General features: G+C 39.9%; 14 protein-coding genes. 9 read left to right on the forward strand and 5 right to left on the reverse strand.

Translation table 11 applies throughout. The features are described from left to right. Positions 1-218 precede the first annotated feature (218 nt). On the forward strand, positions 219-1,151 hold the full coding sequence (locus EV294_RS02155) for a DMT family transporter (RefSeq protein WP_208403081.1): 933 nt from the start codon (positions 219-221) through the stop codon (positions 1,149-1,151). Between the two features lie 422 nt (positions 1,152-1,573). On the opposite strand, the gene EV294_RS02160 is transcribed toward EV294_RS02155, so the two are convergent. Next, positions 1,574-2,272 carry a Crp/Fnr family transcriptional regulator gene (locus tag EV294_RS02160; RefSeq protein WP_132303379.1) on the reverse strand — a complete coding sequence of 233 codons (699 nt, stop codon included), beginning with the start codon at positions 2,270-2,272 and terminating at the stop codon, positions 1,574-1,576. A 273-nt stretch (positions 2,273-2,545) separates the two neighbouring features. Between EV294_RS02160 and EV294_RS02165 the strand changes: the two genes are divergently transcribed. The 7 genes from EV294_RS02165 to EV294_RS31035 all read left to right on the forward strand — a co-directional run bounded on the left by EV294_RS02165 (position 2,546) and on the right by EV294_RS31035 (position 10,209). Next, positions 2,546-4,030, forward strand: a complete 1,485-nt coding sequence (locus EV294_RS02165; protein WP_132303380.1) for a spore germination protein — start codon at positions 2,546-2,548, stop codon at positions 4,028-4,030. 19 nt (positions 4,031-4,049) lie between these two features. After that, complete coding sequence (locus EV294_RS02170; protein WP_132303381.1) at positions 4,050-5,138, forward strand: Ger(x)C family spore germination protein; 1,089 nt, start codon at positions 4,050-4,052, stop codon at positions 5,136-5,138. A 34-nt stretch (positions 5,139-5,172) separates the two neighbouring features. Next, a complete protein-coding gene (locus EV294_RS02175; protein WP_132303382.1) occupies positions 5,173-6,303 on the forward strand; it encodes a GerAB/ArcD/ProY family transporter in 1,131 nt (376 codons plus the stop codon). A 280-nt stretch (positions 6,304-6,583) separates the two neighbouring features. Then, positions 6,584-7,234: a peroxiredoxin-like family protein gene (locus EV294_RS02180; protein ID WP_132303383.1), complete on the forward strand. Its 651-nt coding sequence runs from the start codon at positions 6,584-6,586 to the stop codon at positions 7,232-7,234. Positions 7,235-7,322: 88 nt separating this feature from the next. After that, positions 7,323-7,985 (forward strand): NAD(P)H-dependent oxidoreductase, encoded by a 663-nt coding sequence (locus EV294_RS02185; protein ID WP_132303384.1) that lies wholly within the window; start codon positions 7,323-7,325, stop codon positions 7,983-7,985. A gap of 491 nt (positions 7,986-8,476) precedes the next feature. Continuing rightward, positions 8,477-9,790 (forward strand): MFS transporter, encoded by a 1,314-nt coding sequence (locus EV294_RS02190; protein WP_132303385.1) that lies wholly within the window; start codon positions 8,477-8,479, stop codon positions 9,788-9,790. Positions 9,791-10,056: 266 nt separating this feature from the next. After that, positions 10,057-10,209: an IS3 family transposase gene (locus tag EV294_RS31035; RefSeq protein WP_132303386.1), complete on the forward strand. Its 153-nt coding sequence runs from the start codon at positions 10,057-10,059 to the stop codon at positions 10,207-10,209. Here EV294_RS31035 and msrA read toward each other — a convergent pair. The 4 genes from msrA to EV294_RS02215 form a co-directional block, all read right to left on the reverse strand. Further along, the gene (gene msrA, locus EV294_RS02200; protein WP_132303387.1) at positions 10,192-10,719 is read right to left on the reverse strand and encodes a peptide-methionine (S)-S-oxide reductase MsrA; all 528 of its coding nucleotides are present in this window, start codon (positions 10,717-10,719) and stop codon (positions 10,192-10,194) included. The two genes, EV294_RS31035 and msrA, sit on opposite strands and share 18 nt — an antisense overlap. Position 10,720: 1 nt before the next feature. Beyond that, positions 10,721-11,101 carry a peptide-methionine (R)-S-oxide reductase gene (locus tag EV294_RS02205; RefSeq protein WP_347813045.1) on the reverse strand — a complete coding sequence of 127 codons (381 nt, stop codon included), beginning with the start codon at positions 11,099-11,101 and terminating at the stop codon, positions 10,721-10,723. A gap of 970 nt (positions 11,102-12,071) precedes the next feature. Next, on the reverse strand, positions 12,072-12,701 hold the full coding sequence (locus EV294_RS02210) for a peroxiredoxin-like family protein (protein WP_165930556.1): 630 nt from the start codon (positions 12,699-12,701) through the stop codon (positions 12,072-12,074). A gap of 99 nt (positions 12,702-12,800) precedes the next feature. Beyond that, on the reverse strand, positions 12,801-13,133 hold the full coding sequence (locus EV294_RS02215; protein WP_132303389.1) for an MmcQ/YjbR family DNA-binding protein: 333 nt from the start codon (positions 13,131-13,133) through the stop codon (positions 12,801-12,803). 839 nt (positions 13,134-13,972) lie between these two features. On the opposite strand from EV294_RS02215, the gene EV294_RS02220 reads away from it, so the two are divergent. After that, the gene (locus EV294_RS02220; protein ID WP_132303390.1) at positions 13,973-14,326 is read left to right on the forward strand and encodes a DsrE family protein; all 354 of its coding nucleotides are present in this window, start codon (positions 13,973-13,975) and stop codon (positions 14,324-14,326) included. The last annotated feature ends 162 nt before the right edge of the window (positions 14,327-14,488 follow it).

Below are 14,488 nucleotides of genomic sequence, written 5' to 3' on the forward strand. Positions count from 1 at the left end.
TGAAGAGTATCATCAGCATATCATTTAAAAAATAATGTTTCGGTTAGACGATTTGTTGAGATTAAATGTTGATGGAGAGCCGGGTGGGCAAATAGGCAAAAAGATGAATTAAGTAAATAGTTATAAGAAGCCATTGTTCGTTCGGGACTTCAGAGCTCACGAAGTGAAACCGAATCGTCTGATGACTAACTAACTGAGAACAAGTGAAGGTGAAAATTATGGTGAAATACAAGGCGTGGACATTTTTAATCGGGGCTAATTTATTTTGGGCAGGTAATATCATTTTTGGGAAATTGATTGTAGCTGAATTTCCTGCTGAATGGACAGTTTTTCTAAGGTGGGTAGTCGGACTGATTCTTCTTATTCCCATTGCCCAATTTATTGAGAAACCTTCATGGAATCAAATTTGGAGAAATAATTGGGTGTTGATCATTTTGCTAGCGATTTTATCCATTGTGCTCTACACCTATCTCTCGTATGCTTCGTTGCAGTTCACATCTGCGACAAACAACGCATTATTTACTACCCTTACACCAGGCTTAATTATGCTCTTTTCGTTGATTTTCCTGAGAGAAAAGGTGAGTACCTTTCAATTCATTGGATTAATCACCTCGTTTGTTGGTGTTATGATTGTGTTAACGAAAGGCAACCTGCTTCAGTTGTTTCACACTAAGTATAACGAGGGCGATGCCATCATGCTTTTCGCAGTCTTATGTTGGGCTGCTTATTCATTGCTTCTAAAAAAAGCAAAGGGCATTCCGCCTGTGACATTAGTTGCGATGATTGCGCTAGTCGGTGCTATTATGATGATTCCTCTCTTATTTCTACATCCAATTCACTATGACAAAATCACTTTTTTGGGAGTTGTAGGGGTTATATACATGGGAATTTTTCCGTCAGTTGGTTCGTTTATATTATGGAATCACGGTGTTAAATTACTGGGTGCGAGCAGGGCTGGAATAACGATGAATCTGATCCCTGTCTTTACAGCAATTATTTCGGTTATCTTGGGCCATGCACTGGAGATGTCACAACTTCTCGGGGGAGTCATGACGATTTCTGGTATGTTATTAATTGCTATAAAACGGAAAAAGATATCACGGATTAGCGCTCCCGTCGCTCAACAGGTAGGGCTAAAAGAAACAATTTAAATTTTGTGACCATATTCAGATTCGATTACTACAGTCTGAAATTTGGAGGCAATGTCATTCTGGAACTTCGTTTTCCCGCCGAATAGTGTTTTCTCCATCTTACGACAATCATAAAATCGAGGGTACACGGTTGGAATCCTCTTAGACCACATACCCATGTTTAAGTGCAGAGCTTGATGTATGAAGATTACAAGTCTATAATAATGCTCTTACAGGTTTCTATAACCTTTTATATATAAAAACGACCGGAGGCAAGCTCGCTTCCGGTTTTTATTTATTACAATTCTATGCCGATATTGCGCACGTACATCCATAAAAGAAATGAGTCAAGCGTGATGTCAACGCTGAGTAAAATGAGCGTGAAGCTTCCGAGCATTATTATTGTATTAAAAGAATGTTTGCAGCACCCTTCCGTATTGAGATTATTCAGATCGGGTTAGCATTCTGGCATCTACCTGAACAGACTTACGAGACGTTTTGATAACACCATCTTTTAGAAGCCCACTCATAACTCCACTGATGGCTTCCCTTGTTACACCAAGCATGTTTGCTATCTCTTGATGTGTAAGAGGGAGATCAATTAAAGCATAACCATCTACGATGATACCAAATTTTGAACTAAGCATCGTCAACATATGAATCACCCGTTCGCGCAGACCATTAAATGCGATTTGTTCTAATTGTTCTTCTCTTTCTTTCAACCGTTCACTGACAACTTTTAAAAGTTTCAACGCCAGACTCGGTCTGCTTTTCATAAGCCGGTCGAATTCTGATTCGGATATGGAACAAACTAGTGTTGGTTCCATCGCTTCAATATAAACATCTTTTGTACCAAACGAGATGGAATTGATTTCCCCAAACATATTCCCATGAGTCAATATACTTAGAGTGAACTGTTTCCCATTGTCGTTTAATTTGTATACTTTAAGCTTGCCCTTTTTGACGAAAGAAAGACCTTCGAGAATAGCATTAGGAGTTTGAACCACTGCGTCTTTCGGTACCCAATTGAAATGGCGAATGGTATTTAGTAAATCAATTTCCTTCATTTCTTCACTGGTCATTTCCTCAAAAATGCTGATTTGAGATAAATACCATAATTTATTTATTTGGTATTCCTCCATGTAACAATCCTCCTAGAAGTCTGTTTCCATTCATAATGCTTTATAAAAATCATGATGTCAATGCATCCCAGGCTTACTTACTTTCTGTATGCCGTGAAGCAGAAAAAGCTTGAATGCTAGGTTATTCTTGATTTGACATTCAAATCGAATTACCAGGCTGAACGACGTACAAATCAATGAACAATGTATAAAAAAAGAGTTTTTACCAGAAAATAACACGGTACCAAAGACAACAAACATTTAGCGAATTTATCAAGGAAGGATTTATTCACAATGAATACTGAATTTAAAAACCTCGATCAATTATTAAAATTATCCGGAAAATCGAGTGACTTTAAGAAAACAGTGATTTCACTTGGTAAACAAGAAGTGAGTATTTTCTATTATAGTACCTTAATCGATGCGAAATGGATGCAGCAACATTTGATTCTTGTAATGCAAAATCGTTCTTTGGATTCTGAAATCAAAGAAATCGAGGATATTAAGACCTGGATTCCCATTAATGATATAGAGATTACAGATGAGGTAACAAATATTCAATCCAAACTACTGAAAGGTTATGCGATCATTCAACTTCGTGAAAACGATCAAAAGTGTGCATTGGTTAATTTAGCCGACAATCATGGATTGCGAGAAAACAATGACACGGAAAACGAGTTTAGTGTTGTTGGCCCTAAAATCGGATTCGTAGAGGACTTGGATACAAACATCGGTTTGCTCAGAGCACTACTCAATATTCCAAACTTGATTATAAAAGAAATTCACATTGGAACAACTTCAAAAACAAAAGTCGCAATAATTTATATCGATGGAGTGACAAATGAACAGAATATTCAAATTGTTGAACAAAGGCTTACTGATATTGATTACGATGTCGTTTTTGATTCGTCCCTACTGGACCAAATGATATCAGACAACTCTTTGACGCCATTTCCATTGTTTGTATCCACGGAACGCAGGGACCGAGTGGCGTACTCACTTACTAGTGGGCAAGTCGCGGTTATTGCCGATGGTTCACCTTATATTATTACTGGCCCATCTACCTTGTATGACTTTTTCATTTCGGCGGAAGATTATTATTTGCCATGGATATTAGGTTCTTTTTTTCGAATGATTCGTATTTTTGGTGTCGTTTTTTCGATGTTTGCCACGTCAATGTATGTTGCGATAACCACATACCATTATGAAGTCATTCCAAAAGATTTGCTTAGCCCCCTTATTGTTTCCAGAATGAATGTTCCTTTTCCGCCCTTCTTTGAAGTGCTTTTTTTAGAAATAACCATTGAATTTCTTCGGGAAGCAGGGGCTAGATTACCAACAAAAATTGGTCAGACCTTAGGCATTGTCGGAGGAATTGTTATCGGTCAAGCTGCGGTCGAAGCAGCTTTAACAAGTAATGTTTTACTCATTCTTGTCGCGCTCTCGGCTTTAGCTTCATTTACCACACCGATATATAAAATGTCAAATGCGATACGATTTTTACGATTTCCTATCATCCTTCTGTCAGCGATATGGGGGGGGATTGGGATATTTATCGGGGTGGCTTTTCTGTTTGTCCATGTTATTCGTTTAAAATCATTAGGCTCTCCTTACATTGTTCCGATTTTCCCCTTAAGGATTATGGAACTTAGAGACAGTTTTATACGTTCATCCTTTCAATTTTTGAATAAAAGACCTCAACGTTTAAGACCAAAATCTTCAGTTAAGTATGTGCCTAAAAAAACTGTAAAACAGAAAAATGTCTTTGATGAAGAATAAATCATGAAAGAGGTCCATTATGAATAGGAGGAAAATTTATCTGTTGATCATTTTGTGTGCAGTTTTATCGGCTTGTACCGATCAAAAAGTTGTGAATGAGGTTTGTCTTGTCCATGCCATTAGCTTTGATAACGTTGCGAATGGCATAAAAAGCGCTGCAATAATTTCTCACTTTAAAGAACAGGGGAAAACAGAATTACAAGTTTTACATACAGAATCCAACGCTAATAATGGCATTCTGCCTCAACTAAATACGCAGACAAATGATCCCATTGAACTGGGACAGCTAAGGATAGTGTTATTCGGAAAAACGCGTGCAGAAAAAGGGATCAGGACTGAAATCCATAATTTACTCCGCGATTCTAAAATTTCATCGCGGCTTCAGCTTGGAGTCGTGGATCAGGACGCTTTGGAACTGTTGGAAGTCATCAAAAAAACCCAAGAGCCGTTTTATTTATCGGATATGATCGAGCAAAACATAATTAACGGAAATTTACCGATGACGAACCTTCAGGTATCCTTGTTTAATTATTATGGTGATGGACGAGACATGTTTTTACCGTATTTTAAAATAAATCACGGTGAAGCAAAAATCAATGGACTGGCTTTATTTAGAAGGGATCAAAAGATAACCGAAATCAGCATGAAGGACGCTTTCTTATTAAAAATGCTTATTCAGAACTCAAAGAATGGGACTTACAAGGTTCCAGTTACAGGAAAGACATCAAACAAACAGAGTAAAGATTTTATTTCATTTAGAAGCATGCATTCAAAAGCAAACTATATTGTGAATAAAGTTAATCCAGTCCCTTCTATTTCAATTCGGTTGAAATTGGTGACAAAACTTCAGGATGTCCCGGATTGGATGGATTTGAGATCAGAAGAGCAGCTTACACAGCTTGAAAAGACGATGAGTTCTTATCTTAAAGAAGAAATTGAAAAATTTCTGTCGCTATTGAAGGAAAATAAGGTTGATCCAATCGGCCTGGGGGACTTAGTAAGAAGTCAATCTAAGGAATGGAGTGCCCAAGATTTTGAAAAGATTTATCAAGAAATAAAAACAACAGTAAGCGTTCAGGTTAAAATCGCCAATACTGGTAGTGCTTAAATCTGGAAATATAATTTAGCGAGGTGTTTAGTTTATGAAAAAAGCTGTTGACGAAAAATACTTAATATCTCCCTTCTTAATTGTTCCTCTGATGTATGTCAGTATGGTCGGGAGCGGAGTTCTGAATTTCCAACGTGAAGTGGCCGAACATGCCGGATATAATGCTTATATTTCTGTTATTTTAGTAGGGATTAGTATACATTTAATCTTATGGATGATATATAAAATTTTATATTCTAATCAAGTTCTAGATGTAACTGCAATCAACCATACATGTTTCGGGAAAATTGTAGGGAATACAATCAATATCGCAATTGTTCTTTATTTTTTTTTCGGAGCTTATATTGAATTCAAATCCTATATTGAAGTAATTCAAGTCTGGGTGTTTCCATCAATGAAAATTTTACCAATAAGCACCATTTTGGTATTGTTTATTTACTATACCTTATCAGGTGGGTTTCGAACCGTTACCGGACTAAGTTTTTTGGGATTTCTGCTGACGCTCATTTTTATTATTCCAGAAAATTTGTCAGTTTTGCCGTATACACATCCGCGAAACTTGATGCCTCTTTTTAACCATTCAATAACGGACATATTACTCTCTTCTAAAAGCATGGTATATCAATTCTTGGGATTTGAAGCTTTACTATTCTTTTACCCATTTATTAAAACACCGGAAAAGTCTCAAAAATGGGCTCACTTTATGGTTTTCTTTGTTACATTAATATATTTGATGGTATTAATCATAACATTTATGTATTTCAGTGAAGGGCAGCTACGCGAAATCTCTTGGCCTACGCTTAATATGCTTAAAATTGTTGAAGGACCTGTGTTTCAGAGAATAGAATATCTAGCGATTTCATTGTGGTTGGTTAAAAATTTAGCAGGTATATCTTTAAGCTTATGGAGTGCATGCCGTGGAATGAAAAACGTTTTTCAGATCAAACCGCGTGCGAGCTTGCTTACTTTTCTGGTCGGATTTCTGATATTAGATTATTTACTGAAGGACCGTAGCATATTTCGATGGACTTCCGAGTTTTATGCAGACGTTGGACTTTATTTTATTTACGGATATATCCCGATTATGTTCGTACTCACACAGGTAAGGAAAAATTGGAATAAGGGTAGTAGTAGCACAGCAGATGCTATTACAAAAAATGATTAACAATTTTTGTAATGCACATTAAGAAATCTGCGGTTTACGCTGTGCCCTTTTTCTCATGTAAAAATAAGGATACATATTTGTGAAAAAAGTGTTATCGGCCAAATAGGCGTTGAACGCTATTCTACAACTCGATATTCTCATCTTACGCTTGGATTGAATGCCTAAGAAGTCAACCATTATCGTATCTCTTTTACACAAGAACTGTAAACTACATTACAGAACTCTGACTGTTTTAAATTTATAATTAGGCTATAAATTAAGATTTGGAGGTTTCAAAACGATGAGCAACCAGACTTTAACTGAACAACTGGAAGCGGCGACAAAGCAGTTTAAAGCCAATTCTCCGATTGAAGCGCAAATCAAGATCGGTCAGATGATTGAGGAACTTCAGAAATCGGGGATCGCTTCCGGGAAGCAACAAGGCGAAAAGGCAGTGGACTTTAAATTAACAAACGCACTTGGCCAAGATGTAATTTTATTTGATGAGCTTGCTAAGGGACCGGTTGTGTTGGTCTTTTATCGCGGCGGATGGTGTCCATTTTGCAATATGCAATTAAGAGCTTATCAGCGGCTACTGCCTGAAATCCATGCGGTAGGAGCACAGCTAATAGCGATCAGTCCTCAAAAACCGGATCATTCTTTATCCCTCCAGGAAAAAGAAGGATTGGAATTTCAAGTTCTTAGCGACCCGAGCGGATTGGTAACGGCTAAGTATAATTTGCTTTTCGATGTTCCACAGGGCGTAAGGGAGCTCATGGAAGGTATCGGAGTTGATCTTACGGAGTACAACAATACCTCGAAATGGATCTTGCCGGTTCCGGCTACTTTCATGATTGATGAGAGTGCCATAATTCGCTCTGCTTATGTTAATCCGAATTTCATGCAACGTCAAAGTCCGGAGGAAATTTTGAGAGAATTAAAAAAACTATAACGTTATTTTCATAGATGGCTGCCTTGAAAAAGAGTAAACGATTGGTGAATTACAAATTTCAAATGTTATTTAAAAAGGAGAATATATTATGACAATGACCAAGGAAGAAATTTTGAAAGCTCATCATTTTCGGCATGCAACCAAAGAATTCGATCCAAGTAAAACCATTTCTGACGACGACTTCGAATTTATTTTAGAAACGGGCCGACTCTCGCCCAGCTCATTTAGCTCTGAACCTTGGAGATTTGTTGTTGTTCAAAACGAAGAGCTTCGGAATAAAATAAAAAATATTTCGTATGGAGCGGCTAGCAAATTGCCGGAGGCCAGTCATTTCGTCATTATTCTGTCCCGGACTGCAATGGATATGCGATATGACTCCGCCTACCAGAAAGAGCAGCAGTCCAAAGCTGTTCCGAAGGAACGCCTTACAAGGCATCTTGAAATCTATGAAGAGTTTCAGAGAAATGATTTCAAGCTCCTTGATCATGAGCGTTTTCTTATCGATTGGGGTATCAAGCAGACTTATATTCCGCTTGCGAACATGATGACGGCTGCAGCGCAAATCGGCATTGATTCATGTCCGATCGAAGGCTTTGACATTGAGAAAATGAATACGCTGTTGAACGAGGAAGGGCTGCTGGAAGACGGACATTTTACAATTTCGGTCATGATTGCCTTTGGTTATCGCAAAAAAGATCCGGGACCGAGAATACGCCTTCCGTTTGAGGATGTTGTAAAATGGGTTAAATGAATAAAATACATTATGGCGCCATATGTATAATTCGCAATAAATCCGACAAGACCAACATCGGCTACTTAATAATGGTGTGAAGTGGCGTCGCCCGGATCTCGATCACCGAATAACAAGTATTGAGATCATATTATCATTCGTGGCAAACCATCTTGGTTTGGCGGTGATAATAAGCTCGTAAGCGGTGACGATTTCGTTATTCATGTTCGCGCAACGTTAAAAGATAAACAAAATAATACAATCCAGCTACCACAAACAAAGACCACCGGAAATCCTGTGGTCTTTGTTTGTGGTAGCTGGATTGGTTAGAGTAATATTTCCCTCATTCCTGCATTTTCAAATAATAAAGAGAAATGTGAAGTGCATTACAGAGTTACAATATTTTAATGTTACAAATTCTAAATTGGAGGTTTTAATACGTTCAACAACCAAGCTCTAACTGAGTAGCTGGATGCGGATGTCCGGTAACGTACATCAATTATTCTAAAGCAATGTTATCCCATCCTGAGCAAAAAGAGAGCAATAAAAAAAATTATCATTCAATAAAAAAGAGGTTGTTACTAATGAAAAAAATGTTATGGGTCATCCTCATGATGTCCACCGGAACTTCATTTACGTCACCCTTATTTCCCCTGTATCAGGAGCATTACCGATTAAGCAGCCTACAAATCACTGTTTTATTTGCGGTATATGCGGTCGCCCTTCTCCCAACATTGTTTATTGTCGGTTCCAGAGGAAGCAGTTGGGGGCTGAAGCGGGTTCTTCGTATCAGCATCCTATTATCAATCTTGGCCAGCATTCTCTTTATGGCAAGCCATCAGGCTTGGCTCGTTTATGCTGCGAGAATGCTTGTAGGAATTGCTTATGGAAGCTTTACTGGTACTGCTGTCGCGTTCTTGCTGAAGCAAACCCCCAAAGAGAAATCCGGAAAAGCCATTTTATTATCAGGTATGGCTGTTTCTGTAGGTTTCGGTCTAGGACCTGCCTTGGCCGGTTTAATCATTGAGTATTTACATTTTATGCCACTGCGCGCACCTTTTTGGGTTTTAACCGTTTTGTTGTTGAGCGCTTGGGCTGGACTGGAAACGCTGCGTGACGAGGATTATCAAGCTCACAAGGAGCGTCAGCAAGCAGCATCGGTACCGATCTCGCTTAGGGTGTCTGCTGACATTAAGCCTCATTTCTTATCCTTCAGTGCGCTGCCCGTTTTTACATTGTTTACCTTGAACGGAATCGTTCTCTCTTTGATACCTTCATTCGTGAAAAATGTGATTCACACTTCCAATCTTGCCGTTTCTGGTCTCTTGATTCTACTGCTTATGGGGGGCGGCACTATGATGCAAATGCTGCCTTGGTTCAAACATCCGGTAGTACGCCTTCGAATAGGTATCACTTTATTGGCTTTCGGAGCCTGGCTTGTTGTACTCTCTGGAACATTAGAAAGCATAAGTTTGATGTGGGCCGGGGTTCTCGTTCAAGCGTTGGGCAGCGGTTGGACATTCCAGATCAGCCTACGATTGGCAGGCGAGCTTCCTCATGTATCGGAGCGGTCAAGGGTAATAACTACTTACTACTTTTCTGGCTACATCGGATTTATTGTTCCAATCGTGGGGGTTGGTCTCCTAAGCTTTTTATTTAATTTGTACATGTCTCTAATCGTCCTGAATGTTCTCGCCACTCTGATAGTTCTCTACATGTTGGGCTATTCTGTTAAGTTTGCACGGTATTATGCAGAGCGAAACGAAAAACAAGCTCAGGTAGAAGGCTTTCCAGCAAAGGTTAGTTCACAGGTTTTGAGACCTTGACGGATGAGTTTTTTTTAAAAATGAAAAAGGGAACACTTTTCAATTAAATGATATCTCAAATGGAGATGAAGTCAGAGTCATACCTCTAAAGCCAATTAAACTTAAGAAACACAGAAATTTTACCGCTAAAGAAGTTCTTGTATTGAAAAAAGCACCAACGGAATGAAGAAGAGTTAAGCGCATTCCGTTGTCTTAAGCTCCCTCGAAATGATTCCTTTTTCCTCACTCAGACTCATAAGTTCGTAGGATTTCACCCTGTAGTCAGAATGAAGAAGGGACAAAAGCACCTCATCGATGAGGTCCATCTGTACATTCACTTTTACAACGTCAAGCGGTTTCAGAAGAAAATAAACAGCCTTAGTCCGGTGGAGTACCGAACTAAGGCTGTTTATTGCTCTTATTCATTGTTGTCTACTTGACGGGTCATCACCGGCCTGCCGCCTGGGAAGGACCCAGTTGGGGCGCGGGAAGTGGCAGGTGTAGCCGCTCGGATAGCGCTCCAGATAGTCCTGGTGCTCCGGCTCTGCTTCCCAGAAGTCGCCGACAGGCGTCACTTCGGTGACGACCTTGCCCGGCCACAGATCCGACGCGTTCACGTCGGCGATAGTCTCCTCCGCCACCTTTCTCTGCTCGTCGTTCTCATAGTAGATCGCCGAACGGTAGCTTGTGCCGATATCGTTGCCCTGACGGTTCCGCGTCGTAGGATCGTGGATTTGAAAGAAATACTCCAGGATGCGACGGTAGCTCGTCTCCGCTGTATCGAAGACGATTTCGATCCCCTCCGCATGAGTGCCATGGTTGCGATAGGTTGCGTTCGGAGTGTCACCGCCAGTATAGCCGACGCGAGTCGAGACGACGCCGGGAAGCTTGCGGATCAAGTCCTGCATTCCCCAGAAGCATCCCCCAGCGAGTACTGCGCGTTGATGCATGTTAAACCTCCTCAATCTGATCTAAATATTTGCCGTAGCCATCGCTCTCCATGTCGTCGCGCCTGGATGAATCCGAGCAACGCGAGTTGATGCAGGAGCGTAGGCCACCGCGATTAGCCGGGCCATCCGGGAAGACGTGACCGATATGGCTGTCGCCGTGAGTGGATCTAACCTCGGTCCTTACCGTCCCATGGGAGGTGTCCCGCAACTCGTTGATGTTTGCGGAAAGATCGGGTTGTGAAACTTGGCCACCCAAAGGAGGGCTAGACCCTAGCTGCATATCGGTGATCACTCGGAGCTCCATATCTAGGATGTCCCATATCCGCATTGAAAAGGTAATGTTTTTCAATAAACATAGAGCTTTTGTGAGCTCCTCAACCATTATACCCGCGGTATGCGTGACTCAAACCTGTTGTTTTTACTGTTGACTAAGCAGTACATTTGCCGCGTCCTGACTTACCAGATCAGAGAGCAACTGGGTACCTTGTCCGGATTTTGTGGGGGCAACGTACTGCAAAAAACGCGCAAGGTCTAGATACGTCATCCCATTACCATACGTAAAAACAAAGAATTTCGCAGCTATTTTCTTAATTATATTACTGCTAAGGCTCTTAAACCTCGCTATAGCTCTCATATTGCCATTGAAAGGGACTTTGGTGCATTCAAGCAGATAAAGCAGGACAGGGATATCGCACGGGTTAGGCAACGATATATACAGCTTACTAAGGCTGATTTAACATTAAGGAAAATTTTAACAATAATTACACTCAGTCTAGTGGGTGGTATGCGGCTTGGAATATAGGTAAATCGGCAGGCTTACGCTAGGCTAGTGAATCTGCCTCGTCTAATTTGCAAACACTAGCCACCGAAGATGAATGAACTCATCCCAATAAGCTTTGTGTGGCTGTTATTGATATTGTTGTTGTATCCGTTGTTTTAAGCATCCAATATACCAAACGTACCTACTATGGGGATGATGGGGAGTCATCACAGCTGAAAGTAACCAGAAGAACATTCATGTAGTATAGAAGTTCTTGTCGTTTTTGAATAGAGGTTGTCGTCGAACAGAAGTAGAGGGAAAAACCATCTCAATGAGGGAAGTCAAAAATGTTATTACGTGCTTAACTCAATAAATTAAGCAAATTGTTAATGCTCAAAATCCCGATGGTTTAACCTTACGTTACTCCGTTGCAGGTAAGCTTGCAACAGAGTAACGTACTAGATGCAAACCATGCAATAATGGATATCAGCCTTATTACTTCTCGGCGATCAAATATCATATCCTGCACTTATGGACCGCGGGACAGTGTATATTATAATACTCGTGGGTGTCTAATGCATCCTGGCTCCGATTATAAAGACTTGATGATATCCAATGCTTCTGATGGTTCCATTCTTGTTCTATGATTAATATTCGATATGCCAGCGACGATTATGCGGTTCTGATTGATGACATAAGTCGCAGGAACGGGCAATTCAAACGAATCGTCACCATTTATTTTCGACAGCGTGTTTAATTTGTCGTGCATGAATTGGGGAAGCGTGTATTTCAAGTTATACATTTCAGCTACTTTATTTTGAAGGTCGCTTAAAACAATATAGCTCAACCCCTGCTTTTCTTTTTGAGATAAAGAATGATCTGGTGTCTGAGGACTTATGGCTATAAGTTGAGCACCCGCTAACTTAATGTCTTTCATGATACGTTCGTAGGCTTTTAATTGCAAATTACAGAATGGACACCATTCTCCTCTGTAAAAAATAAGAATGATAGGACCTTTCTTCAATTCCTCTGCTAATGTGATCATATTCCCAGTTGCGTCTTTCAGTGCAAAATCAGGAGCCAAGTCACCGATACTTAATCCCTTTCCGGCTCCTTTACTTCGAAGATCTTCTAAATATCTTTCAAATGCAGCAGTTGCATCTGGATTGTTTGAGCTAATTTTTGCTTGAGCTTCCAATATAGATTTTAATGTTGTCTTCAAAATTGTATTGCTCCCTTATTTGTTCAGAATCAATTTGTGATTGCATTCCATAACCTTCGTGTTTCAATGTTTTAGATATCTAGAATGAATGTCCAGAAACTACTCTCGTATGTTCTTAGGAAGAGCTTTAACAATGGAATTATAAGAGTGGTCAATCATTTCAAAGATAAATGACTCTTGTAAAGAACCTCCAAGAATAATCGTATTCCAATGCTTTTTGTTCATATGATACCCTGGTCGAATATCTTCATACTGCTCTCTCAAGTTTTCTGCAATCACTGGATCGCACTTTAGAACCAGGTATCCTTTTTTCTCAAAAAATAGAGCGAATATTTTACCTGCAATTTTTATTGCAATTGGATCGGGTCCCGAAGGATAATCCTTAATCGCTCCTTTTTTGTTTAGACAATATTCAATTAAATTATTTTTCAAACCCGATAATCTCCTTTATAAATGACTTATTATCTATGGATCCTGATTTGACCGGTTCACTTTTTTTACGGTTAACAGCGTTTCAAACATTTTTATGGTGTCTAACCTCTTGCTGCACGTAGACCATAGAGTGTGTTCTTCAAAGTATCTGCATCTATACCGCCTTTCATGTTTGTATTTTTATTTTTTATTCTCCTGCCTGTCCCATTGTCAATGACGCCTGTTATCTTTGAAGAGTAACATGCTGGTTGAATCGGATTCTGTAATCTACATTACTGAACTCCAATTTTGTTGAAGTATAATGAAAGGTCAAAGGATCGGTGACGTTGGCGAGGATTTTTATAAGAACTAGTTTACTGTTGGGGTCAAAAACATCTTCTTCGAGTTGCTGCTTAGCCGGATTGACACGAATTACGCATATCGTATAGAAGTCTCTAAACTGGAGACGGCTCCTCGTTTCACCAGTTCAAGTGCCACTGCTTTTCCTATTCCGCTGCTTTCACCTGCAATCATAACCACTTTTCGCCGTAGAGTAATTACATTTACTTTGGGATTGCTTGAGTCGATGTTCGCCTGCTTCCATCGACCTGTATAATCGCCAGCTTCATGATACGACCATAACTCCATTACAACAGTTTGGATTAAAGAGATTATTCAGCTTTCGTATACCTATTCCAGAGTAGAATTTGACCTATTCTTAAATATGAAACCCATATTTATACATCATGCACAGCCCGAAAAATCACATCTGTAATGTGAGATATTTCGCAGAAGGTTTTGTCTCATTCCGGTTATGATAAGCACATGAACACAAATAATAAAAACAAGGAGTGTTAATCATGAAAAAAGTAGCTATTATCGTACATGCCACGGAGAATGAAGGGGGTAGACTGTCTCATGCCCTGCTATATGGCCAAGAACTACACGAGGCTAACTTTGATGTCAAAATTTATTTTGATGGCCAAGGTACGACCTGGATAAAAACGCTGGAGGATCCATCCCATATGTTCAATCCTTTATATAAAGCCGTTAAAGGGATGGGCCTCATCGCCGGGGTATGCAATTTCTGTGCGAACGTATTCGGCGTAACCGAGGATGCTAAATCCGCCGGCCTCCCAACTTTTGCTGAAGTTGAAGGACACCTCAGCATTTCGAAATTAATTGCGGACGATTACCAAATCATCACTCTTTAATTTTGAAGCGCCGTTTACACCGCTTGATAATAGGAAGGCGGGCTGGTCAAGGAGCCTTGATTCATCCCGTTTTTACTTTCACTTTACTTTTACTCGTCTCGGACATTCATCCGGCAGGAGTTGTTTAAACAACTGTTGCTTGTTTATCGTTTTATTAACGCC

The sequence above is a fragment of the Paenibacillus sp. BK033 genome, assembly GCF_004345425.1.
Lineage (GTDB): Bacteria > Bacillota > Bacilli > Paenibacillales > Paenibacillaceae > Pristimantibacillus.

Excerpts from the sequence above, each read along its gene's own strand:
- EV294_RS02155 (WP_208403081.1), top strand. The coding sequence starts at position 219 with ATGGTGAAATACAAGGCGTGGACATTTTTAATCGGGGCTAATTTATTT.
- EV294_RS02160 (WP_132303379.1), bottom strand. The coding sequence starts at position 2,272 with ATGGAGGAATACCAAATAAATAAATTATGGTATTTATCTCAAATCAGC.
- EV294_RS02165 (WP_132303380.1), top strand. The coding sequence starts at position 2,546 with ATGAATACTGAATTTAAAAACCTCGATCAATTATTAAAATTATCCGGA.
- EV294_RS02170 (WP_132303381.1), top strand. The coding sequence starts at position 4,050 with ATGAATAGGAGGAAAATTTATCTGTTGATCATTTTGTGTGCAGTTTTA.
- EV294_RS02175 (WP_132303382.1), top strand. The coding sequence starts at position 5,173 with ATGAAAAAAGCTGTTGACGAAAAATACTTAATATCTCCCTTCTTAATT.
- EV294_RS02180 (WP_132303383.1), top strand. The coding sequence starts at position 6,584 with ATGAGCAACCAGACTTTAACTGAACAACTGGAAGCGGCGACAAAGCAG.
- EV294_RS02185 (WP_132303384.1), top strand. The coding sequence starts at position 7,323 with ATGACAATGACCAAGGAAGAAATTTTGAAAGCTCATCATTTTCGGCAT.
- EV294_RS02190 (WP_132303385.1), top strand. The coding sequence starts at position 8,477 with ATGTTATCCCATCCTGAGCAAAAAGAGAGCAATAAAAAAAATTATCAT.
- EV294_RS31035 (WP_132303386.1), top strand. The coding sequence starts at position 10,057 with ATGAAGAAGGGACAAAAGCACCTCATCGATGAGGTCCATCTGTACATT.
- msrA (WP_132303387.1), bottom strand. The coding sequence starts at position 10,719 with ATGCATCAACGCGCAGTACTCGCTGGGGGATGCTTCTGGGGAATGCAG.
- EV294_RS02205 (WP_347813045.1), bottom strand. The coding sequence starts at position 11,101 with ATGGTTGAGGAGCTCACAAAAGCTCTATGTTTATTGAAAAACATTACC.
- EV294_RS02220 (WP_132303390.1), top strand. The coding sequence starts at position 13,973 with ATGAAAAAAGTAGCTATTATCGTACATGCCACGGAGAATGAAGGGGGT.